The organism is Flavobacterium sp. MK4S-17, from assembly GCF_009848495.1.
GTDB lineage: Bacteria > Bacteroidota > Bacteroidia > Flavobacteriales > Flavobacteriaceae > Flavobacterium.
On the sequence record NZ_WWEP01000013.1, the window covers coordinates 67,735 to 90,448 of the forward strand.

A 22,714-nucleotide genomic window follows, 5' to 3' on the forward strand; every position below is an offset into this window, starting at 1 on the left:
GGCTAATTATTTATAATGCTTACTTTTGCAAAAAATTAAAATTAAGAAATGAACAATATAGTAGCCATTGTAGGACGCCCGAATGTGGGAAAATCCACTTTTTTTAACAGGCTGATACAGCGGAGGGAAGCTATTGTAGATTCTGTAAGCGGGGTAACGCGCGACAGGAATTATGGCAAGAGCGAATGGAACGGGAAGCAGTTTTCGGTTATTGATACCGGCGGGTACATAAAAGGCTCTGATGATATTTTTGAGGCTGAAATACGCAGGCAGGTTGAGCTTGCTATTGATGAGGCCGATGTTATTGTATTTGTGGTAGATGTTGAGGAAGGCATTACCCCAATGGATGAAGAAGTGGCAAAATTGCTGCGCAAGGTTACCAAACCGGTTTTACTTGCCGTTAATAAGGTTGATAATGCCATGAGGGAAAAAGATGCCGTAGAGTTTTATAACCTCGGCCTTGGCGACTATTATACCTTTGCCGGCATGAGCGGCTCAGGCACAGGGGAATTGCTGGACGCTTTGGTAGAATTGCTTCCCAATGCGCAGGAAACACAAACCGAGGAGGAATTGCCACGCTTTGCAGTAGTAGGACGCCCCAATGCCGGAAAATCATCATTTATTAATGCACTTATAGGCGAAGACCGCTTTGTGGTAACTGATATAGCCGGAACCACACGGGATGCCATAGACACTACTTACAACAGGTTTGGTTTTGAATTTAAGCTGGTAGATACTGCGGGCATACGCCGCAAGGCAAAAGTAAAGGAAGACCTTGAATTTTACTCGGTTATGCGTTCGGTAAGGGCTATTGAACATAGCGATATATGCTTGCTTGTAATTGATGCCACGCGTGGGTTTGAAGGCCAGGATCAAAGTATTTTCTGGCTTGCCGAAAAAAACAGGAAAGGTATAGTAATACTTGTTAATAAATGGGACCTTGTAGAAAAAGATACCATGACTACCCGTGATTATGAGAGGAAGATAAGGGAAGAAATAGCCCCGTTTACCGATGTGCCCATCCTTTTCATTTCGGCACTAACAAAACAGCGTTTATTAAAAGCGCTTGAAACCGCAGTACAGGTTTTTGAAAACAGGAAGCAGCGTGTAGCCACATCAAAATTCAATGAGTTGATGCTGCCTATTATAGAGCATAACCCACCGCCTGCGTTAAAAGGAAAATATATAAAAATAAAATTCTGCATGCAGTTGCCTACACCTACCCCACAGTTTGTGTTTTTCTGCAACCTGCCCCAGTATGTAAAAGACCCTTATAAAAGATTTATAGAAAATAAACTTCGCGAAAACTATGATTTCAGCGGTGTACCTATAGATATCTATTTCAGGCAAAAATAAATTTAAAGGAAGCTTTTACAGCTTCCTTTTTTATTAAATTAAATAATTTTCAGTTAACGCCGTTGCCACACCTTTATAATTCATTTTTCACCCAATATTTTATAAAAAGTAATAATAATTAATTTTTGTTTGCCATTTAAATACTAAAATAGTTAATTCGCTGTTTTTATACCGAATAACCTTACTAACCAACTATTACATGCACAAACAATTTTTTTACCTGCTATTATTACTATGTTCTGCCCCTTTATTTAGCCAAACCTATAATCTTAAAGGGAAGATTACCGACACAGAGGATTTTGCACTGGAATCAGCTACAGTTTATCTTACTGCTGTAAAAGACTCAGCGGTTATAGATTACACCATTACTGATAAAAATGGTAACTGGGAATTGAAAACACGCAAAAATGACGATGCTGTTTTCCTTAAAATATCTTATGTGGGGCTTGCTAACTACAAACAAAAACTGGAAGCCATTAATGCCGACAGGGATTTTGGCACTATTAAATTACAGGATCGCTCTACAGAGTTGAATGAAGTAATTATTGAAGGAGAGGTACCTCCAATACGAATTAAATCAGACACATTGGAGTTTAATGCATCATCGTTTAAAGTGCGCCCGGACGCCAATGTTGAAAGCCTTTTAAAGCAACTTCCCGGGGTTGATATTGATGCTGACGGCAAAATTACTGTAAACGGAAAGGAAGTTAACCAGATACTGGTAAACGGGAAGCCGTTTTTTGATAAGGACGGTAAAATTGCCATACAAAACCTGCCTGCCGAATTGATTAATAAAGTCCAGGTAACCGATACCAAAACTAAAAAAGAAGAGCTTGCAGGCGATAAGGCAAGCGGCAACAATGCAAGTATAAACCTTACCATTGATGAAGACAAGAACAAAGGTTTTTTTGGGCGTGTTATGGGCGGATACGGAAGTGATGAACGCTATGAAAGCAGTGCTATGGTAAATTACTTTAATGGCAAGCGGAAAATAAGCCTCCTGGCGTCATCAAACAATATTAATTCTACCGGGTTTTCAATGAACGAAATTTTTGACAGTATGGGTGGCGGCCGCAATATGTCGGTTTGGACTAACGGAAATGGCAGTTTCGGTATTAACGGTATGCGTTTTGGCGGTGGAGATGGTATTACACAATCTAATATTGTTGGTTTAAACTATTCTGATGAGTGGGTTGAAAATCTTGAATCCAACTTCAGTTACTTTTATACATCTTCGGATACGGAAAATGAAAACCGCACACGCCGCAGGACATTTCTTCCTGCCCAGGCAGGGGATGCGCCGGAACTGGAACGCTCGCTCCTTACAGAATCAACTTCTACTACCAATGATGAAAAATATGCGCATAATATCAGCTCAGAATTTGAATTTGAGGTAGACTCAACCTCTAACATTTATTTTACCCCCAAGTTTACAAAAGCCAACTCTAAAGTGAGCCGCAGGGAAACCCAGTTTACCTGGAACCAGGATGATACCCTTTTAAATGAGAGTTCAGGATATGGCTATAATGAAAATGACAACAGCAGTTTTAGCTCTGATTTTAATTATTATAAATCATTTAAAAAGAAAGGAAGGGCTATAAGCCTTGACTTTGAAAATGAAAACAGGCTGGATGAAAGCCAAAACCTTAACAATTCCACCACTTTATTTTATGAGGATATAGATGATGACGGTGTAGTCGATGTTACGGAGGATACACGTAACCAAACCATATACAACAGGCAGACAAGTGACAGGTATGAAGCAAGGCTTGAATATACAGAACCAATATCGGACAGTTTGCGGGTTAAGGCAGGTGTTATATATACCTGGCAAAAAGAAATGGAAAACCGCCAGGGCTTTGACTTTAATGAAGTAACAGGCAGGTATTCCTCACCTGTTGATGAGCTTACCAATTACCTTACCTCAAATACCAATACGGTAATACCTATGGCCGGGTTTAACATACGTAAAAGCAAAATGAATATTAATTTGATGGCCGGTACGCTAATTTCAAAGTTCGATAACTTTTCCAGCTACCTTGGCGAGGATTACAAACTGGTTAAAAATTACACCCTGCCTTACGCCAACGGATATATGAGCTATAGCTTTACTAAAACCAGATCATTTTGGGGCAGCTATAATTATGAAACCAATTTCCCGCAGGCAAGGCAGATACTCCCTGTGCTGGATGTAAGCAACCAGTTGTACACTTATATTGGTAATCCTGACCTTTCACCCAACAAATCGCACTCCGTTTATTTAAGCTTCCGCGATTTTGATTTTGCTACACGCACCGGTTATAATTTTTATGCAGGAGGTAATATTTATGACAGCCGTATTACACAGGTATCTGAAATAAACAATAGCGGTAAATGGACAACTACATACCGCAATGTTTCAGGCACCTATTCAGGATGGGCCGGCTTTTCATGGAATAAATCAATTAAGCGTGAGGCACACTCATTCAGGTTGAACTTAGGCATGAGTACAGGTTTTGATTTTGAAAAAGGCTTTACCAATGGCCAGATGTATGAAGGACGCTCTTACAGGCTTTCACCAAGGGCCAGCCTAACTTATGATTATGGTGAACTGTTAAGCATTAACCCTTCCTACAACCTTACCTATAACCAAACCAATTACGACAACTTTACGGTTGACTCCCAAAGTAATGTAGTACACAGGGTTAACCTGCAAACCACAAGCTACTGGCCTAAGCACGTAGTATTTGGCAATGACTTTGGCTATACATACAATTCCAACCTTTCCAATGGTTTCAGGAAAGATTTCTTCCTGTGGAATACAAGTTTGGGTTATAACTTTTATAACGACAGGCTGTTGTTTAAAGTAAAGGTATATGATGTGCTGAACCAGAACATTGGTACATCAAGGACAATTTCAGCATCTTCCATAACAGATGAGCAGAATATAGTGCTTAAGCGTTATGTAATGTTTTCACTTACCTTTAAGCTTGACAAGTTTGGCGGTAAGAAAAAAGAAGGAGGATCCACTTTCTTTATATTTTAGCAATAAAAAAGGGCTGCAATTGCAGCCCTTTTTTATTTTCTTAATCTACTATTTACCATCCTCCTGATGCACCGCCTCCGCCAAAGCCGCCCCCACCGAAGCCGCCACTAAAACCGCCACCGCCAAAGCCACCGCCGGAACTGCTGCCAAAGCTACCGCCACTACGCCCAAGGCTGCCGAGTATCAGTACATCCGAAAGTGTAGAGCCGTATCTTCTGCCCCCGCCCCCGCCTCCCTTTCGGGAAATCATGGCGATAATGATTATAAAAATTATAATAAACAGGAATATAGCACCAAAGGCAATTTTATCACTTTTTTCATCGGCTATATATTCACCACTCATTACCTTAAATATGGCGTTAGTACCCTCATCTATACCTGCATAAAAATCACCGTTTTTAAACTCAGGCAGTATTACATCTTCAATAATGCGCTTGCTCATTGCATCAGTAAGCAGGTGTTCCGTCCCATAACCTGAAGCAATGGCAACCTTCCTGTCATCTTTAGCTATAAGCAATAATATACCGTTATCCTTGTCTTTTTGGCCTATTCCCCATTTATGGGCAAGGTCAACCTTATACCTGTCAATATATTCACCACCTGTAGTAGGCACCACCACCACTACAATCTGGGTTGAAGTGGTGTCGGCATAATTTATCAGCTTCTGTTCTATCTCGCGCTTTTGTGCTTCTTCCAGTAAGGTAGTACCTATCTCATAATAGCTGGTTTCCAGTGATGGTTTTTCAGGCACATCCTGCGCTGAAACCTTTACTACAAAAGCCAGCAAAAAAACTAGCAGGTAATATTTTATATATGTATTTAATTGTTTCATTTAACTTTTTGAAATTTCATTCGGCAGTTCGTTTGTATCATCATGAGTATAAGGAAAATATTGTTTAAGGCGTTCTCCTGCTCTCAAAATACCTTCTACCAAACCGTTTTTAAACTGCTGCTGTTTAAACCTTTCTATTACCACATCTTTGGTACAGTCCCAAAAATCATCTTCTACCACTTTGTCAATACCCTCATCCCCTATAATCGCAAAAGTATGGTCCTGTACGCCTACATAAAACAATACGCCATTTCGTGCGGCTGTTTCCTGCATGCCTAAAAGCTGAAAAACCTCCTGTGCCCTTTCAAGCGGAGGTTTTTCTGTATGGTTTTCAATATGCACCCTTATTTCACCCGAAGTATCCTTCTCGGCAGCAGCTATGGCATTCACTACTTCCTGTTCTTCGGCTGGCGTTAAAAATTCTTTAGCTGAATGCATAATTATTTAAAATCAAATTGTACATCCGGTGCATTTTCTGCACCCTCATCGGCTTTAAACCTTGCCATGTCCTCAAAACCGAACATACTGGCAAAAATTACTGTAGGAAACCTGTGTTTCTTAATATCATAAACATTTACTGCTTCATTATAACGATCCCTTGCCACATTAATCCTGTTCTCTGTTCCTTCAAGCTGCGATTGTAACTGCTGGAAGTTGGCATTAGCTTTTAGATCAGGATAACGCTCTACCGTTACCAATAGCCTTGATAGTGCACCTGAAACATTATTTTGTGCCTGCTGGAACTGGGCAAGCTGCTCCGGTGTTATGTTGGCTGGGTCTATGTTAACCGAAGTTGCTTTGGAGCGGGCCTCAATTACATCTGTAAGCGTACCCCTTTCAAAATCGGCGGCTCCCTGCACCGTTTTTACAAGGTTACCTATAAGGTCGTTCCTGCGCTGGTAGCTGCTCTCCACATTAGACCATGCTGTTTTTGCATCGGCCCTTACTGTCACCAGTCCGTTATAAGAAGAAATAGACCAGATAGCAAGTATCACAATAATAACTACGGGAATAATCCACTTTTTCATATTTGCTTGTTTTAAAGTTGGTTTTTAATATTATTCAAAGCTTCTTTTACAGCTTCTAATTTACGAATTATCTCAAATTTATCCAGTGTTTTTTTAGTGCCTTCCTTAAGGTGCACTTTTGCCCCCTCCAGTGTAAAACCACGCTCTTTCACCAGGTGGTATATAAGCTGCAGGTTTTTAACATCTTCGGGCGTAAACATACGGTTGCCCTTCGCATTTTTCTTTGGCTTAAGTATATCGAATTCCTTATCCCAAAAGCGGATGAGCGACGCATTTACATTAAATGCCCTGGCTAGCTCGCCAATACTGTAATATCTCTTTTCAGGCAGGTTTAGGTGCATTAGTCAAGCGATTGGTTTTCCTGGTTAGCTAATTTAGAAATTAAAATGTATTCCTTGGCAGAAATATTTCCGTAATAGAAGTTTATAGGGTTTATAACCTGCCCGCCTTTGTGCACTTCATAGTGAAGGTGCGGCGCCTCGCTCCTGCCGGTGCTGCCCACATAGCCTATAACATCACCACGTTTTACCCTTTGCCCTGCCCTTGCCTTATATTTGCTAAGGTGCGCATAAAGCGTTTCGTAGCCATAGCCGTGCTTTATAACAATATGGTTGCCGTAACCTGATGCCCTGTTATCGGCACGGGTAACAACGCCATCACCGGTGGCATAAACCGGTGTTCCTGTTTTTGCAGAAAAATCCATACCGGCATGAAATTTACGTATTTTGGTAAACGGGTCGCTACGATAGCCAAAGCCCGAAGCCATATGCCTTAAATCTTCATTTTTTACAGGCTGTATGGCAGGTATTGCACTAAGCAGTTTTTCCTTGTCCTTTGCCAGCTTTGCAATTTCATCAAGCGATTTTGACTGCACAACAAGCTCCTTTTGTATAACATCCAGCCTTTTAGTGGTATTAATTACAAGCTGCGAATTATTGAACCCTTCCAGGTCTTTATAGCGGTTTACACCCCCAAAGCCAGCCTTGCGCTGCTCCTCGGGTATGGGCGATGTATTAAAGTAAACACGGTACAGGTTGTTATCGCGCTCTGCAATATTTGCCAGCACCTCATCCACCTGGTCCATTTTGCGGTTTAATATCTCGTAACGTAGTTTAAGGTTTTCTATCTCCCTTGCCTGCAGCTTGTCTTTTGGTGTTTCAAAAAAAGGAACGTTAAGCAAAAGCACAAAACACAGGAAGCCAAAAAGGCCCGAAGAAGCCAAAAATAAAAGGACAACACCTAATTTCCTGCCTTTTTTTGGTTTTATCCGGCGGTATGCTAAGTTTTCTGAGTCGTAATAATATTTTACCTTCGACATGTTTCTAAATTATTCTATTTTTGCACCTTACATTAAAAGCCTGCAAAGCCTGAAAACTGATAACGCACAAATGTAATAAATGTTGCGGTTTTATTAACAGCAAGGCTTGCAGAGTTTAAAAATATTAATCCGAAAAACAATTTTCATACCATATGAAATCCCGTGATATAAGAAAGCAGTTTTTAGATTTCTTTGAAAGCAAAGGGCACCTTATTGTGCCTTCTGCCCCAATTGTAACAAAGGACGACCCTACGCTGATGTTCAATAATTCGGGTATGGCGCAGTTCAAGGAATTTTTCCTTGGCAACGCCACGCCAAAAAGCAGCCGTATAGCTGATACGCAAAAATGCCTTAGGGTTTCGGGAAAGCATAACGACCTGGAAGATGTGGGCTTTGACACTTACCACCACACCATGTTTGAAATGCTGGGCAACTGGAGCTTTGGCGATTACTTTAAAAAAGAAGCCATAAACTGGGCATGGGAACTACTTACCGAAGTATATAAAATACCGAAAGATATTTTATACGTTACTGTATTTGAAGGAAGCAAGGAAGAAAATGTACCTTTTGACCAGGAGGCTTATGATATATGGAAGGCGCTTGTACCTGAAGACCGGATTTTATTAGGGAACAAAAAGGATAACTTTTGGGAAATGGGCGACCAGGGGCCATGCGGGCCATGCTCTGAAATTCATGTGGATATCCGTTCGGCTGAAGAAAAACAGCAGGTAGCCGGCAGGGAACTGGTAAATAATGACCACCCGCAGGTAGTGGAGATATGGAACAACGTATTTATGGAGTTTAACCGTAAAGCAGATGGCTCCCTTGAAAAATTACCAGCGCGCCATGTTGATACAGGTATGGGCTTTGAACGGCTTTGCATGGTATTGCAGGGCACACAAAGTAATTATGACACTGATGTGTTTACCCCTTTGATTGAAAAGATAGAGAACCTTACGGGTAAAAAATATACTAAAAAAGCAGCAAACGAAGAAGAAGAAAAAACCAACATTGCCATTCGTGTAATTGCCGACCACGTTCGTGCGGTAGCCTTTGCCATAGCCGATGGCCAGTTGCCAGGCAATACCGGCGCCGGTTATGTTATCCGCAGGATATTAAGGCGCGCCATACGTTACGGGTTTACTTTCCTTGATAAAAAAGAGCCGTTTATTAACGACCTTGTTGCTATTTTAAGCGCACAAATGGGTGAATTTTTCCCAGAAATAAAATCTCAGGAAAATTTGGTTACCAACGTTATTAAGGAAGAAGAGGCTTCTTTCCTGCGCACTTTGGATCAGGGCTTGCAATTGCTGGAAAATGTGGTGACAGAAACAAAAGGAAAAGAAGTTTCAGGGGCTAAAGCATTTGAACTTTATGATACTTTTGGTTTCCCTAAAGACCTTACAGCCCTTATACTTAAGGAAAAAGGCATGTATTACAACGAGGCTGAATTTGATACTGAACTGCAAAAACAAAAAGACCGCAGCCGAGCTGCAGGTGAGGTTGCAACCGACGACTGGAACATATTGGTAGAAGGTAATACTGAAACTTTTGTTGGGTATGACCAGCTTGAAAGTGAAGTTAAAGTTACCCGTTACCGCAAAGTAAATTCTAAAAAAGATGGTACTTTATATCAAATTGTTTTAGATAAAACACCTTTTTATCCCGAAGGCGGCGGACAGGTTGGCGACAAGGGCAGCCTGGTTTCTGCAAATGAAACCATTGAAATTACAGATACCAAAAAGGAAAACAACCTCATCCTGCATATCGCAAAAAAACTGCCTGAAAACATAGCATCAACATTTACAGCAAAAGTAAATGCTACATTAAGGGCAGAATCTGAAAGCAACCACAGTGCTACCCACCTGCTTCACCAGGCGTTGCGCAGCATATTGGGGACGCACGTGGAGCAAAAAGGTTCATTGGTTAGCCCGGGTTACCTGCGGTTCGATTTTTCGCATTTTTCCAAAGTAACAGATGAGGATCTTAAACATGTAGAGAATTTTGTAAACGCAAGGATACAAGAGCATATTCCCCTTACGGAAAAGAGGGATATACCCTTTAAACAGGCTGTTGAAGAGGGTGCCATGGCATTATTCGGTGAAAAATATGGTGATAATGTAAGAGCTATAAAGTTTGGCGAAAGTATAGAGCTTTGCGGCGGTACACATGTAAAGAATACTGCCGATATATGGTATTTTAAAATTGTGAGTGAAAGCGCTGTTGCTGCCGGAATTCGCCGTATTGAAGCCATAACAGGGAATGCTGTTAAGGATTATTTCAATAATCAGGAAAAGGCTCTTGACGAAATAAAAGCAGCTCTTAAAAATCCGCAGGATACACTAAAGGCTGTTGCATCTTTACAGGATGAGAACACCAAACTTAAAAAGCAGCTGGAGGCACTGCTTAAAGACAAGGCAAAAAACCTTAAAGGTGAACTTGCCAATGAAATTGAGGAAATAAACGGTATAAAATTTATTGCTAAACAGGTTGACCTTGATGCAAACGGGGCTAAAGACCTTGCTTATGAATTAGGGACTATCGGCAACAACCTTTTTATATTACTTGCAACAGCAGCGGATGACAAGCCAATGCTAACCTGCTATATATCAAAAGAACTTGTAGCAGAAAAAGGGCTTAATGCCGGGCAGGTGGTGCGCGAGCTGGGTAAATACATACAGGGCGGCGGCGGCGGCCAGCCATTTTTTGCAACAGCAGGAGGTAAAAACCCAAATGGTATTACAGATGCCCTTAATGCTGCAAAAGATTTTATAAAATAATGCAATTCAGGACCCAAATACCTATACCCGTTAACAGTAATCTGATTGATTACAACAGCAGTATAGTGTCTTTGGGTTCTTGCTTTGCTGTCAATATAGGGCAAAAACTTGATTATTTTAAATTCAGGAATACTGTAAACCCTTTTGGGATACTGTTCCATCCGGCTGCTATTGAGAAGTTTATCTGTTTTGCTGTGGACAATAAACAGTTTACAGAAGCAGATATATTTTTCCATAATGAGCGCTGGCACAGTTTCGATGCACATTCTGACCTTAGCCATACGGAAAAAGGGGTATTACTTAAAAGGCTTAACGATGCTGTTAAAATATCCTCCACTAAACTTGCAGAAGCCACACACATAATAATAACATTAGGTACAGCCTGGGTGTACAGGAAAATTGAAAGCAACATGATTGTAGCCAATTGCCATAAAGTACCCCAAAAAAAATTTATAAAAGAGCTGTTACCTGCCAGCCTGATAAAAGAAAGCCTGCAAAACAGCATAGCATTGCTTAAAAGCCTCAATAAGAATAGTAATATAACCTTTACCGTTTCACCTGTTCGCCATATAAAAGATGGCTTCATTGAAAACCAATGGAGTAAATCAAACCTTATAACTGCACTACATGAAACTTTAAAGGAAAACAGCAACTGCAGTTATTTTCCTTCCTATGAAATAATGATGGATGAATTAAGGGATTACCGCTTTTATGCAGAAGACATGATACATCCCAACAAAACAGCTATTGACTATATATGGGAGCGTTTTACACAAGCTGCCATAGCACCTCAGGCTTACCAAACCATGAAACAGGCCGATACTATACAAAAAGGTTTGCAGCACCGCCCTTTTAACCCTGATTCGGCTGGCCATGCAGAATTTATGGCAAAAATCAATACCGAAATAGCTGCCATTAAGGATAAATATCCTCATATCACTTTTTAAAATAGGGCAAATGCCCTATTGTTTACACCTTTATTATGTTGCAGTTTTGACACGTAAACTTAAAACTCAACACTATGAAAACATTTACCAGACTTTCTTATTTACTGTTTTTATCTATCTCACTTTGTTTTGTATCATGCAGCGGTGATGATGACAATGGCTCTGCCGGTGGTGGCAGCGGCGAATATGTAAAGGCCAAAGTAGATGGGAAAAACTTCTCTTCTTCTACTTCTTATGACCTTGTGGCAGCTTCACGCCCCACATCCAATGCCATGGCTATACAGGGCAGTAATAATGAAGGGCATGCCATACAGATAACACTGTTTGCTTTTGACGGCGAAGGCACATATAATGTTGGCGACCAGCTTATAGGGCAGGCACTTTACACCAAAGCAAGTACAACTTCTTTAATCTCTTATTCTTCAGCCGCAGGCGGAGGCGCAAACGGCGAGGTTACTATAACCTACATTGACGATGAAAAAGTAGAGGGTACATTTAGCTTTAAAGGAAGAAAAGCTGAAGAAGGTGCTACAGAAATGGTGGAAGTAACGAACGGGAAATTCAGGGCTAAATTTCAATAACGGGAAATAGTCAGTTTTCTCAGTATTTTTTGGTTGTGCCCTGCCTTTATTATAAAGCGCAGGGCAATTTTATATTATTAAAATACTAAACATAGTACATACTATACTATTTAAAATAAGGGGTTTACTCAAAAACCAACCTATTATTGCAAAGATAATTTTTAAGAGAACCCCTTGGCAGTTATCATAGTGATTTCTCTTTTTCAAAAATAAGTTCAAGGCCGCCATCAATTAAATGGGCTATTTTAGGCCTTTTATCTTTCACTTTATCCAGATGCAGCAATACTTTTTGCAGGAAATCCTTTTTATTCAGGTTGTTCAGCAGTTCAGCTATTTCAATACTCAGCAGCCAGTCATTAGGATGTTTTTCTTCAAGTACTGAAAATATATCGGCCAGTGTTTCCGCAGCTTTTTTACCATTCCTTATATCACGCACGCTTTGATATAAATTTTCCAGTTCTTCCCTTTCAGGTGATTTCTTTGCCTTAATGGTTTTGCTGGAAGGCACATGGCTTATAAGGTTGAAACTGTTTACATCTGCCGGGCCGGAAAATGCTGAAATAATTTTCTTTCCCACTGCCATATCATAAATACCCCATTCCGGACGGAACAATTCCTGATTTTTATAAGTTACCGTACAGTCTTTAAAGCTAATAAGTATTATTTTTCCCTGCAGGTTCCTTGTACCCGTTATTATTTCACCCGATACCTTAACGCCGCCTTCAAATTCAAGTGTTACCCTTTTTCCTTCATAAATATCATAAGCCTTCAGGTCGCGGGGGCTCATATCCTCAATAGCAAGGTTAATACCTTTTAATTTACCCACAGGGCTTCCAAAACCTTCAGCATGATAAGCTGTCCCGTGGCCCACGAGTTCTTTTTCCCTGTACGCCAAAGCCGTTTTACCTGTAGCCTGGATATATACAGGCTTACCGTCTTCCTCAATAACATTGGTAAACACACCGGAAATTTGCAACCCCGTGCTTAACTCTATAGTTCCTAAAGCTTTAGACTCTATAAGCTTCTGAACTCCTGAAAGCCCTCCCGTGCGGAGTGCCATTTTATTGGCAAACTCCTCAAGCACAAGGCTTAAATGTGCAAAATTTGGTGTTACATATAATTGCGGCTGTGGCTTTGTTATGTCAAAACTCTGGTAGGCCGCATTAATATCATAAGGCAGTTTCTTTACATTATCCGTCATGCACCAGGCACTTTCACCAATAGAAGAAAGCAATCCTGCACCATATATTTTAGGGTTTTCAGGCGTGCCTATAAGTCCATATTCCACAGTCCACCAGTGCAGGTTACGTATAAGTGCCATTTCCGAAGGTTCCACTGCTTCATTCTGCAACTCCTCAACACGTTTTTCTGCGGCATCAATCTCATCCTGTGGTGTCCCTTCTGCTTCCTTAAGTATGGAAAGCAGCCTAATGGCTTCATATATTTCATAATCCCTTGCAGATGAAATAGCCTTGCAGCCTATTTCGCCAAACCTCCTTAAATATTCGGCATATTCCGGGTTGGCAATTATGGGGGCATGCCCTGCCCCTTCGTGTATAATATCGGGTGCAGGTGTATATTCTATATGCTCAAGCTGTCTTATATCTGAAGCTATAACCAGTACATTATACGCCTGGAACTCCATAAAGGCATTTGGCGGAATAAAGCCATCTACAGCTACCGCAGCCCAGCCGATTTCCTTCAGTATACGGTTCATGCCATACATACTGGGAATGCTGTCAACTTCTATACCTGTTTTCTTAAGCCCTTCGAGGTATGAACTGTGCGCTACCCTGCTAAGGTAGTCAACATTTTTCCGCATAACATAACGCCATACCGCCTGGTTTATAGGAGTATACTCCTCATAGTCCTGCGGTTTTATAAACTGTTTTAAATGCTCAGGGAGCCTGTCTATTAACGGGTTGCTTTCAAATGCTGCGTCCATAAATTAAAATATATTACAGAACTGTAAATTTAAGGATTTCTCATAAATTTATTGTATTAAATAAAAATTATGCCTTATTATTTATCAGGAAAAACTATAATTTAAAAAATAGTCAGTAATTGCCGAAACAGTTACTGACTGATAAGGAATAAGAAAATATATAAATGTTATTCTGAACAAAGGCTAAGAATACTTCGGTTTTAATCCAAGGCTCCCTACTTTATTCCGAATAACATTCAGGCTGAATTATTTTATTTTTTTTGCGGAGGGAATTGCGCAATTATTTTTTCTACAAATTCATTAATACGCTCTTGCTTTTCTTCACGGTCCATTGTAAGTACGCCCGTACCCACTCCCTGCCAAACCAGCTCTTTTTTATTGGCATCAACCATATCAATATACAAGGTACCTTCAGGATAGGAATTTACAGAAGTATAGTTACCTCCCCAAAATCCGGGGCCCCAACCCCAGCCCCAGCCATAACCCCAGCCGTTGTAAAACTGGTTTACATCAACCTGTTTGCTGGTGCGGGTAAAAATATTTATCAGTAAGTCGGGCTTTTCACTTTTCACAAAGCCCTTTTTCTGCATTTCAGCATCAACAGCCCTTAATATCCTTTTTTTATCAAGGTCAGATATTTCTGCCCTGTCCACCCCCTCTTTAAAGAAGGCATAAGTTTTATAGCCACTGAAATCAGCGGCATCATCATAGTCAGATGCAACCCTTATGGAGCTGCAAGAGGCTATAACGGATGTAATAAATAATAACGATAGCAATTTTATTGTTTTCATAATCCGAAAGGTTAATAGTTTACAGTAAGATACTGTACTGATAACCTTATGCAGACTATCAATCCAGTAATGCGTCGTCAACCATATTAGGAAGGGTAACTTTCAGTAACGGCTGGCTTTCCATAGCACGCTTAATGGCAAAAACAGCTTCATTGTTCCTTGCCCAGCTCCTTCTGGCAATACCATTATTTACATCCCAGAAAAGCATTGATTGTAAGCGCCTTGACGCATCTTCTGAACCATCAAGAACCATACCAAATCCGCCATTGATTACCTCTCCCCAGCCCACGCCGCCGCCGTTATGTATGCTAACCCATGTAGCACCCCTAAAGCTGTCGCCTATAACATTATGTATAGCCATATCGGCTGTAAAACGGGAACCGTCATATATATTTGATGTTTCCCTGTAAGGCGAATCAGTACCAGAAACATCGTGGTGGTCACGCCCTAAAATTACCGGGCCAATTTCTCCTTTGGCAATAGCATTGTTAAACGCCTGTGCTATGGCAATCCTGCCCTCGGCATCCGCATATAATATGCGTGCTTGCGAGCCTACAACCAGTTTATTTTCCTGCGCGCCTTTTATCCACTTTATATTATCCTCCATCTGCTGCTTAATTTCAGCAGGGGCACTTTTAGCCATATCCTCTAAAACGCCAGATGCAATCGCGTCTGTTTTTTCAAGGTCTTCAGGACTGCCCGAAGCACAAACCCAACGAAAAGGGCCAAAGCCATAATCAAAGCACATAGGGCCCATTATGTCCTGCACATAACTGGGATACCTGAAGTTAATACCGTCCGCTGCCATTATATCTGCCCCGGCCCTTGAAGCCTCCAGCAGGAACGCGTTGCCATAATCAAAAAAATAAGTCCCTTTTGCTGTATGGCTGTTTATAGCATCGGCCTGCCTGCGCAGTGATTCCTGCACTTTCTCCTTAAATCCTTCAGGGTTAGCAGCCATCATTTTGTTGGCTTCCTCAAAAGAAAGCCCTACAGGATAGTATCCTCCAGCCCAGGGGTTGTGCAGGGATGTCTGGTCGCTGCCCAAATCAACATAAATATCCTCGGTATTAAATTTTTCCCACACATCCACCACGTTACCCTGATAGGCAATGCTTACCACTTCTTTATTTTGCTTTGCCCTTTTAACACGCTGCACCAACTCATCAAGACTGGTAATAACTTCATCTACCCAGCCCTGCGAATGGCGTGTATTTACTGCTTTAGGGTTAACCTCTGCACATACCGTAATACAGCCTGCAATATTTCCTGCCTTGGGCTGAGCGCCGCTCATACCACCAAGCCCGGAGGTAACAAATAATTTTCCTTCAAGCCTTTCCCCATTTTTGGAAATTTTCCTGCCGCCGTTAAGCACAGTAATTGTTGTGCCATGCACTATGCCCTGAGGGCCTATATACATATAGCTTCCTGCCGTCATTTGCCCGTATTGTGTAACACCCAGGGCGTTAAATTTTTCCCAGTCATCAGGCTTTGAATAGTTAGGTATCATCATGCCGTTGGTTACCACTACCCTTGGCGCATCCTTATGCGAAGGGAACAGCCCCATAGGATGGCCGCTGTACATTACAAGCGTCTGCTCATCCGTCATTTCACTCAGGTATTTCATGGTAAGGCGGTATTGTGCCCAGTTTTGAAATACCGCGCCATTGCCGCCATAGGTTATCAATTCGTGCGGGTGCTGTGCCACAGCATAATCAAGGTTATTCTGTATCATGAGCATTATAGCCTTAGACTGCTCTGACTTTCCGGGATATTCTGATACCGGCCTGGCATACATTTTATAATCCGGTCTTAGCCTGTACATATAAATACGCCCATAGGTTTCCAGTTCGTGCTTAAACTCCTCAATAAGTTCTTTGTGGTGCTTTGGCTCAAAATAGCGCAAAGCATTACGAAGGGCTAACTTTTTTTCCTCGTCCGTTAATATTTCCTTTCGCTTTGGTGCGTGGTTTATCTCCGGTTCAAAGGGTTTTGGCTGTGGCAGAATTGCCGGTATCCCTTCCTGTATCTGCTCTTTAAATGTCATAGTTTAAATTGGTTTTAAGCCTACGCTGATAAACTTGTAAAGCAGCTTATCCATACGATGCTTCTATTTCTTAAATTCGCCTGTTTTTTTATCATAGCCATAAGGGCAGTGACGGCAGCCGCTCTTGCAGCAGTAACCGCGCTTTAAATGGTATTTTTCTGTAAACACCTTGTACCCTTCCGGCGAAAGGTAATAATCTTCGCCTTCGGTTAATTTATCAGGTTTTTGGCCATACATGCCAACAAATTTATGAACTTTACATTTAATGATAATAATTGCAAATAAATATTTAATCCCGAGAGGTTATACTGCCATTGCTATTTATCCTTTTATCATTTTACGTAAAAAGGAATATTTAGGTAATACGGTTCTTATTAACCATGAAAAAATACACCTGCACCAGCAGGCAGAGCTACTATGGCTTTTTTTCTTTATATGGTATGTACTGGAATTCCTTATACGCTTTATTGCCCTTTGCAACCGAAAGACTGCCTATAAAAATATTTGCTTTGAAAAAGAAGCTTATGCAATGGAGCAAAACTTAGAATATTTAAAAGCCAGAAAGATGTTCAGTTTTTTAAAATTTTTATAAGCTGCATGCAAGGCAAATCCTGTTTTAGTAAAGCCTGTTTCTGCATTAAATAATTTATTAATTTTACAATGTTTGCCCTTCACCATCCCGCTTTGAGTACAATTTACAATTACAAAATTTATACTTCCGCTTCACACTTACCTTTAGAGTGGGATATACTGGCAGAAAATAATATTTTCCTTTCAAAAAGTTACCTGGCAGTGCTGGAAGAGGCACCACCGGAAAACATGCAATGCCATTTTATCGGCCTGTACTGCAACGGCAAACTATGTGGTATTGCAGTTTCACAATATATCGACCTTAGCAGTATAGCAACTTTTAAAGACCGTAAAAAAAGGTTTTGCATTAAAGATTACTTTTTCAAAAAATTTTCTTCCCACACGCTTATTATTGGCAATAATACCCTTACGGGGCAAAACGCCTATTTATTTGGTGAAAATTTACCGGAAAGGCAAGGGCTTGCACTGCTGCTCAAAGCCATTCACAAATTAAAAGAGCAATATAAAGATAAAGGCATTGCCATTAACCTGCTGGCAATAAAAGATTTTAATGACAGTGAATGGCCCTGCTTTGAAAAAGCAGGATATAAAAGGTATTATAAATTCAGCACCCAGCCTAATATGATTTTCAACATCAGGAAGCATTGGAGCAGCCTGGAGGATTATATTACAGACCTGAATACCAAATACCGCACCCAATATAACCGGGCACGTAAAAAAGCAGCAGGTATAACAAAACGCAAGTTTACGGAAAATGATATTAATGAAAATGCACAACGCATTTCCGAACTTTATACTACAGTGGCAAACCGCGCTTCCTTTAATACCTTTTTCCTGCCGGCAAACCATTTTTATACCTTAAAGCAAAAGCTGGGAGATAATTTCAGGTTTTATGGTTATTTTTTGGATGACAGGCTGGTAGGCTTCAGCACACTTATAAAAAACGGTCACAATATGGACACCTATTTTTTAGGCTATGATGAAAAAATACAAAAGGAAAACCTGTTATACCTTAATATGCTTTATGATATGGCAGCCTATGCCATAAAAAAAGATTACAGGCACATAATATTTGCCCGCTCTGCAATGGAAATAAAAAGCTCTGTTGGTGCTGAGGCCGAAAAAGTTTATGGGCTGATAAAGCATACCAACCCTCTGATAAATTTATTTATTGGTAAACTTTTCAGGTATTTTGACCCTGAAATACAGTGGAAGCCACGCAGCCCTTTTAAATAGTTACGGTACTGCCACCTTCATCTGCCTGTGCAGTATTTTAATATCAAGCCTGCTTTCTTCCCCGCAAAATTCTCCATCTACCTGAAAACTTACGGGTACATTGGTGGTAATAACAGCCTCTTTAGCCGATATTATCTCTACATCGTCATTTTTATCTACCGGTATATTGCCTGAAAGTATTTTACCCAATATTATAATATCAAGATTTTTAAGTATCACTATTTCAAACTTGCCATCATCCATTTTACCTATAGGGTTTATGGTTACACCGGTGCCATATTTATTAGTATTGGCAATAACCACCATCCTGGCCTTACATTCTGATACAATATCACCTGCATCTACTTTAACCTGAAAAGGCTCATCAAGGTCGGTCAGGGTATTGATTATCTGTAGGGCATAGCCCAGTTTACCGCGCACGCTGCCACTTTCATAATTCCTTATCAGTTCTGCATTAAGGCCAATATCACTAAGGTGCAGGCTACGTTTGCCGTTTATGCTTATCATGTCCATTTCCATGGCTTTGCCGTGAAAAGCTATAGCAATGTTTTCCTCAAGGCTTTTAGGCAGATTAAGGTCAACCGAAAGCCCGTTTGCAGAGCCGGCAGGGAGTACACCTATTATTACATCATGGTCTTCTACCGCTTCTGCAACCATTTTAATAGTACCGTCGCCACCTGCCACCAGTATGCGTGATGGTTTATGTTCTTTATATGCCGATTTTATTTTTTCCTGGTCATCTTTTCCTGTAGTTTCATATTCCACGAGCTCCACCCCGGCTTCAGTGGCAAAATCCTTTACTTCACCCACCATATCCGATTTATCATTACCCCCTGAAATTGGGTTTATTACAAGCAGGAATTTTTCCTTTACATCCATATTTAATTTTTTGATTAAAAATAATTAAATTGTAGTGATAAACTTTACGGCAAAAACAAAATTAATGAAGCCAATATTAAAATTATACCGCGGTTATGCAAACGAACAGGAATTAATAGTTTTTGGACACGTTTTCCGCCCCAATACTGCCAACAGTTATGAGTTTGAAAAGAAGCGGTTTAAAAATGCCCGTTCGATTATAAAAATGTTCCGGGTAAAAACAATTGCCAATGCAGATGTTTACCTTGAACATAACGGAAAGAAAATACATACCAAAGCCCTTAATGACGGTTATTTTAAATTTTGCATACCGTTAAAGGAAGAATTAGGCTATGGCTGGACAGATTATTATGTAAGCACTTATTACCAGGGAGAGGAAATAAGGGAGAAAGGCACATATATAAAACCCTATGAGGGAAACCTGGGCTTTATATCGGATATTGACGACACATTCCTTATATCGCACACCCGAAATGCTTTTAAAAAGCTTTACATTCTTTTATGGAAAAATATAAACGACCGCAAAATATTTGAAGGTGTTGTGCCGCATTATCAGGCACTAAGCACGGCAGGGCGGAACAATAAAGATGAAAAGAATGCTTTTTTTTATGTTTCCAGCAGTGAATGGAACCTGTACAGTTTTATTGTAAAGTTCACCAAAATACATGAGCTGCCGCGTGCAGTAATGCTGTTAAAGGACATAAAAACAAGCCTCATGGATTTTTTTGTAACCGGCAGGGGCAACCATAACCATAAGTTTGATAAAATAAAACACATACTGGAGTTTTACCCACATTTAAAATATACGCTTTTGGGGGATGACTCCCAGCACGACCCCTTTTTATACGAAAGTGTGTGCAAAATATTTCCACTAACGGTTAAGGCTGTGTATATAAGGCAAACAGGAAGCAGTAAAAAACCTAAAGCGGCTGCGGTACTAAAAAATATTGAAAGTATGGGAGTAGCAGTATGCTACTTTAAAGACAGTAATGAAGCTATTGAGCACTCCAAAAAAATAGGGCTTATTTCTTAAAGTTTAGTTATTTATGTAAGAGTTTGCTGTTTAAATAATTAATTTTAAGATAACAACCTAAAACACAGAAATATGAAAAAGATTGTAATGATGGCGTGCGTGGCAGCTTTAGCCTGCTTTGCATCGTGCAGGGATAAACAGGAACCGGTTCCACCAACGCCGCCACCGGCTGAAAATCCGTCAGCTGACCCGGCCCCGGCACCTAAAGTTAAAACAACCACTACCACAACTACTGTTGAAGAAGAAAAGGATGGCACATCAATAAGCATAGGCAATGACGGTGTTGATGTAAATAGTAAAAATGGGGATGATGAGAAAAAGTTCAGGATTTCCAAAAAGAAATCAGAAGTTGAGATAAAGACTACTGAATAAAAAAATACCGCAGAAGCGGTATTTTTTTATTGTGCATTTTCCATTTCTTCCTGTACCTGCTCCCACTCTTCCATCAGCCCATCCAGTTCTTTCTTCTTATTTTCGTAGGCCGAAAAAAATGCGGCATCTGCCATAAGTTTTTCATAGTCTGTAGCCAGCCGTTTATCATCATGCTGAATATCATTTTCAAGCTGCTGTATTTGCCCTTCAATTTTATTAAGCCTGTTTTGCAGGGTTTTATTTTTTTTCTGGTCCTGGTAAGAAACCTGTTTTGTTTCTTTGGGCGTTTCCTTAACCACATCCCTCTTTTCTACCTCGCGCATATTCTGCAGGTTTCGCTGTTCAAGGTAAAAGTTGATGTCTCCAAGGTATTCCCTTATCTTGTGGTCTTTAAATTCATAAATTATGTTAGCCATCCCCTGCAGGAAGTCCCTGTCGTGAGATACAAGCAATAATGTGCCTTCAAACTTCTGAAGGGCTGCTTTCAGCACGTTTTTAGATTTTATATCCAGGTGGTTGGTAGGCTCGTCCATAACAAGCACATTTATTGGCTGTAAAAGAAGTTTACAGAGTGCAAGCCTGTTCCTTTCACCTCCCGAAAGCACTTTTACTTTTTTCTCCACATCATCGCCCCGAAAAAGAAAGGCACCCAGCATATCCCGCACTTTTGAGCGGTTAGTATCATTGGCTGCATTTTCCATTGTTTCCAGTGATGTTATCTCGCCATCAAGATATTCTGCCTGGTTTTGGGCAAAATAGCCCAGTTGCACATTATGCCCCAGCTTTATGGTACCCTCATAATTTATATCCTTAGTAATAGCTTTTATAAGTGTAGATTTACCCTGCCCGTTTTGCCCCACAAATGCAATTTTACTACCTCTCTCAATTAAAAGGCTGATGTCTTTTAAAACGGTTTTCTCACCATATTTTTTGGTTACATGCTCAGCTTCCACAACCACACGCCCCGGCGTTACCGAAACAGGAAAAGCTATACTCATTACCGAATTGTCGTCTTCATCAACTTCAATACGTTCTATTTTGTCCAGCTTTTTTATCAGCGATTGTGCCATAGAGGCTTTTGAGGCTTTAGCCCTGAACTTTTCTATCAGCTTTTCAGTCTGCTCTATCTTTTTCTCCTGGTTCTTCTGGGTGGCAAGCTGCTTTTCCCTTATTTCATGCCTTAAATCCAGGTACTGAGTATAAGGCTTATTAAAATCATAAATCTTACCCAGGGATATTTCTATTGTCCTGTTGGTTACATTATCAAGAAACATTTTATCGTGCGATACTATAACCACAACTCCCGGATAATTTCTTAAAAACTGTTCCAGCCAAATAATACTTTCAATATCAAGGTGATTGGTAGGCTCATCCAGCAGCAGTACATCGTTTGACTGTAAAAGTAACTTGGCAAGCTCGATACGCATGCGCCAGCCACCCGAAAATGTATCGGTAAGCTTATCAAAATCTTCCCGCTTAAAACCAAGCCCCAGAAGGATTTTCTCAGTTTCGCCAACATAATTATATCCACCCAAAATTTCATAATGGTGTGTTATATCACTCAGATCTTCAATCAGTTTACTATAGGCTTCGCTTTCATAATCGGTTCGGGTAGAAAGCTGGTGGTTTATTTCTTCAATTTTGCCTTCCGCTTTCTTTATTTCACTAAATGCCTGATAGGCTTCTTCTAATACAGTCCTTCCCTTTATAAAATCGATATCCTGTTTAAGGAAACCGATTTTCACCTCTTTTTCTGTAGCGATAACACCCGAATCGGGCGACAGCTCTCCCGAAAGTATTTTGAGCATGGTAGATTTACCTGCACCATTTTTTCCTACAAGCCCTACCCTGTCGCCGGCTCCCAAACGAAAGGTTACTTCCTCAAACAGATAAGTACCTCCAAAGGAAACGGATAAATTATGAATATTAAGCATTATTTTATTTCTTTAATAA

At 40.4% G+C, this 22,714-nt stretch carries 20 protein-coding genes; 9 read left to right on the forward strand and 11 right to left on the reverse strand.

Features of this window, described 5'->3' with window-relative positions; all coding sequences use genetic code 11:
- The first annotated feature begins 48 nt into the window (after window positions 1-48).
- Together der and GSF09_RS06350 are read left to right on the forward strand one after the other, a co-directional pair.
- Window positions 49-1,356: a ribosome biogenesis GTPase Der gene (der, locus tag GSF09_RS06345; RefSeq protein ID WP_159800106.1), complete on the forward strand. Its 1,308-nt coding sequence runs from the start codon at window positions 49-51 to the stop codon at window positions 1,354-1,356.
- 199 nt (window positions 1,357-1,555) lie between these two features.
- Window positions 1,556-4,381, forward strand: coding sequence for an outer membrane beta-barrel protein (locus GSF09_RS06350; protein WP_159800107.1), 2,826 nt, complete (start codon window positions 1,556-1,558; stop codon window positions 4,379-4,381).
- Between the two features lie 52 nt (window positions 4,382-4,433).
- On the opposite strand, the gene GSF09_RS06355 is transcribed toward GSF09_RS06350, so the two are convergent.
- The 5 genes from GSF09_RS06355 to GSF09_RS06375 are packed head-to-tail and all read right to left on the reverse strand — an operon-like array spanning window position 4,434 to window position 7,559.
- Window positions 4,434-5,213: a YgcG family protein gene (locus GSF09_RS06355; protein WP_159800108.1), complete on the reverse strand. Its 780-nt coding sequence runs from the start codon at window positions 5,211-5,213 to the stop codon at window positions 4,434-4,436.
- Complete coding sequence (locus GSF09_RS06360; protein WP_159800109.1) at window positions 5,214-5,651, reverse strand: TPM domain-containing protein; 438 nt, start codon at window positions 5,649-5,651, stop codon at window positions 5,214-5,216. It abuts the gene before it with no gap.
- 2 nt (window positions 5,652-5,653) lie between these two features.
- On the reverse strand, window positions 5,654-6,241 hold the full coding sequence (locus tag GSF09_RS06365; RefSeq protein WP_159800110.1) for a LemA family protein: 588 nt from the start codon (window positions 6,239-6,241) through the stop codon (window positions 5,654-5,656).
- 11 nt (window positions 6,242-6,252) lie between these two features.
- Complete coding sequence (locus GSF09_RS06370; RefSeq protein ID WP_159800111.1) at window positions 6,253-6,582, reverse strand: MerR family transcriptional regulator; 330 nt, start codon at window positions 6,580-6,582, stop codon at window positions 6,253-6,255.
- On the reverse strand, window positions 6,582-7,559 hold the full coding sequence (locus GSF09_RS06375; protein WP_159800112.1) for a M23 family metallopeptidase: 978 nt from the start codon (window positions 7,557-7,559) through the stop codon (window positions 6,582-6,584). The genes GSF09_RS06370 and GSF09_RS06375 overlap by 1 nt, the downstream gene beginning before the upstream one ends.
- Before the next feature lie 152 nt (window positions 7,560-7,711).
- Here GSF09_RS06375 and alaS point away from each other — a divergent pair, with 152 nt between their 5' ends.
- From alaS to GSF09_RS06390, 3 genes are all read left to right on the forward strand, one after another.
- A complete protein-coding gene (alaS, locus tag GSF09_RS06380) occupies window positions 7,712-10,339 on the forward strand; it encodes an alanine--tRNA ligase (protein WP_159800113.1) in 2,628 nt (875 codons plus the stop codon).
- Window positions 10,339-11,286: a GSCFA domain-containing protein gene (locus GSF09_RS06385; RefSeq protein ID WP_159800114.1), complete on the forward strand. Its 948-nt coding sequence runs from the start codon at window positions 10,339-10,341 to the stop codon at window positions 11,284-11,286. The genes alaS and GSF09_RS06385 overlap by 1 nt, the downstream gene beginning before the upstream one ends.
- A 74-nt stretch (window positions 11,287-11,360) precedes the next feature.
- Complete coding sequence (locus GSF09_RS06390; protein WP_159800115.1) at window positions 11,361-11,867, forward strand: DUF6252 family protein; 507 nt, start codon at window positions 11,361-11,363, stop codon at window positions 11,865-11,867.
- A 184-nt stretch (window positions 11,868-12,051) separates the two neighbouring features.
- Here GSF09_RS06390 and GSF09_RS06395 read toward each other — a convergent pair whose 3' ends face one another.
- The 4 genes from GSF09_RS06395 to GSF09_RS06410 all read right to left on the reverse strand — a co-directional run bounded on the left by GSF09_RS06395 (window position 12,052) and on the right by GSF09_RS06410 (window position 16,887).
- Entirely contained in the window at window positions 12,052-13,812 is a 1,761-nt protein-coding gene (locus GSF09_RS06395; protein WP_159800116.1) for an aromatic amino acid hydroxylase, read from the reverse strand.
- Window positions 13,813-14,063: 251 nt separating this feature from the next.
- Complete coding sequence (locus tag GSF09_RS06400; protein WP_159800117.1) at window positions 14,064-14,603, reverse strand: DUF4136 domain-containing protein; 540 nt, start codon at window positions 14,601-14,603, stop codon at window positions 14,064-14,066.
- 58 nt (window positions 14,604-14,661) lie between these two features.
- The gene (locus GSF09_RS06405; protein WP_159800118.1) at window positions 14,662-16,650 is read right to left on the reverse strand and encodes a urocanate hydratase; all 1,989 of its coding nucleotides are present in this window, start codon (window positions 16,648-16,650) and stop codon (window positions 14,662-14,664) included.
- Window positions 16,651-16,713: 63 nt separating this feature from the next.
- Complete coding sequence (locus GSF09_RS06410) at window positions 16,714-16,887, reverse strand: DUF5522 domain-containing protein (RefSeq protein WP_159800119.1); 174 nt, start codon at window positions 16,885-16,887, stop codon at window positions 16,714-16,716.
- A 31-nt stretch (window positions 16,888-16,918) separates the two neighbouring features.
- Between GSF09_RS06410 and GSF09_RS06415 the strand changes: the two genes are divergently transcribed.
- Both GSF09_RS06415 and GSF09_RS06420 read left to right on the forward strand, forming a co-directional pair.
- Entirely contained in the window at window positions 16,919-17,242 is a 324-nt protein-coding gene (locus GSF09_RS06415; protein ID WP_159800208.1) for a hypothetical protein, read from the forward strand.
- A gap of 92 nt (window positions 17,243-17,334) precedes the next feature.
- Window positions 17,335-18,477, forward strand: coding sequence for a GNAT family N-acetyltransferase (locus GSF09_RS06420; RefSeq protein WP_159800120.1), 1,143 nt, complete (start codon window positions 17,335-17,337; stop codon window positions 18,475-18,477).
- Here GSF09_RS06420 and GSF09_RS06425 read toward each other — a convergent pair whose 3' ends face one another.
- Window positions 18,478-19,356, reverse strand: coding sequence for a diacylglycerol kinase family protein (locus tag GSF09_RS06425; protein WP_159800121.1), 879 nt, complete (start codon window positions 19,354-19,356; stop codon window positions 18,478-18,480).
- Window positions 19,357-19,420: 64 nt separating this feature from the next.
- Between GSF09_RS06425 and GSF09_RS06430 the strand changes: the two genes are divergently transcribed.
- Together GSF09_RS06430 and GSF09_RS06435 are read left to right on the forward strand one after the other, a co-directional pair.
- Window positions 19,421-20,389, forward strand: a complete 969-nt coding sequence (locus GSF09_RS06430) for an App1 family protein (protein ID WP_159800122.1) — start codon at window positions 19,421-19,423, stop codon at window positions 20,387-20,389.
- A 72-nt stretch (window positions 20,390-20,461) separates the two neighbouring features.
- Window positions 20,462-20,761 (forward strand): hypothetical protein, encoded by a 300-nt coding sequence (locus GSF09_RS06435; protein WP_159800123.1) that lies wholly within the window; start codon window positions 20,462-20,464, stop codon window positions 20,759-20,761.
- 26 nt (window positions 20,762-20,787) lie between these two features.
- Here the strand turns inward: GSF09_RS06435 and abc-f are convergent, their stop codons facing one another.
- Window positions 20,788-22,695, reverse strand: coding sequence for a ribosomal protection-like ABC-F family protein (gene abc-f / locus GSF09_RS06440; protein WP_159800124.1), 1,908 nt, complete (start codon window positions 22,693-22,695; stop codon window positions 20,788-20,790).
- Between the last annotated feature and the right edge of the window lie 19 nt (window positions 22,696-22,714).

Coding starts and splice junctions, on each gene's coding strand:
- GSF09_RS06355 (WP_159800108.1), bottom strand. CDS start 5,213: ATGAAACAATTAAATACATATATAAAATATTACCTGCTAGTTTTTTTG.
- alaS (WP_159800113.1), top strand. CDS start 7,712: ATGAAATCCCGTGATATAAGAAAGCAGTTTTTAGATTTCTTTGAAAGC.
- GSF09_RS06400 (WP_159800117.1), bottom strand. CDS start 14,603: ATGAAAACAATAAAATTGCTATCGTTATTATTTATTACATCCGTTATA.
- GSF09_RS06360 (WP_159800109.1), bottom strand. CDS start 5,651: ATGCATTCAGCTAAAGAATTTTTAACGCCAGCCGAAGAACAGGAAGTA.
- GSF09_RS06365 (WP_159800110.1), bottom strand. CDS start 6,241: ATGAAAAAGTGGATTATTCCCGTAGTTATTATTGTGATACTTGCTATC.
- GSF09_RS06395 (WP_159800116.1), bottom strand. CDS start 13,812: ATGGACGCAGCATTTGAAAGCAACCCGTTAATAGACAGGCTCCCTGAG.
- abc-f (WP_159800124.1), bottom strand. CDS start 22,695: ATGCTTAATATTCATAATTTATCCGTTTCCTTTGGAGGTACTTATCTG.
- GSF09_RS06390 (WP_159800115.1), top strand. CDS start 11,361: ATGAAAACATTTACCAGACTTTCTTATTTACTGTTTTTATCTATCTCA.
- GSF09_RS06405 (WP_159800118.1), bottom strand. CDS start 16,650: ATGACATTTAAAGAGCAGATACAGGAAGGGATACCGGCAATTCTGCCA.
- GSF09_RS06410 (WP_159800119.1), bottom strand. CDS start 16,887: ATGTATGGCCAAAAACCTGATAAATTAACCGAAGGCGAAGATTATTAC.
- GSF09_RS06350 (WP_159800107.1), top strand. CDS start 1,556: ATGCACAAACAATTTTTTTACCTGCTATTATTACTATGTTCTGCCCCT.
- der (WP_159800106.1), top strand. CDS start 49: ATGAACAATATAGTAGCCATTGTAGGACGCCCGAATGTGGGAAAATCC.
- GSF09_RS06435 (WP_159800123.1), top strand. CDS start 20,462: ATGAAAAAGATTGTAATGATGGCGTGCGTGGCAGCTTTAGCCTGCTTT.
- GSF09_RS06370 (WP_159800111.1), bottom strand. CDS start 6,582: ATGCACCTAAACCTGCCTGAAAAGAGATATTACAGTATTGGCGAGCTA.
- GSF09_RS06425 (WP_159800121.1), bottom strand. CDS start 19,356: ATGGATGTAAAGGAAAAATTCCTGCTTGTAATAAACCCAATTTCAGGG.
- GSF09_RS06385 (WP_159800114.1), top strand. CDS start 10,339: ATGCAATTCAGGACCCAAATACCTATACCCGTTAACAGTAATCTGATT.
- GSF09_RS06430 (WP_159800122.1), top strand. CDS start 19,421: ATGAAGCCAATATTAAAATTATACCGCGGTTATGCAAACGAACAGGAA.
- GSF09_RS06375 (WP_159800112.1), bottom strand. CDS start 7,559: ATGTCGAAGGTAAAATATTATTACGACTCAGAAAACTTAGCATACCGC.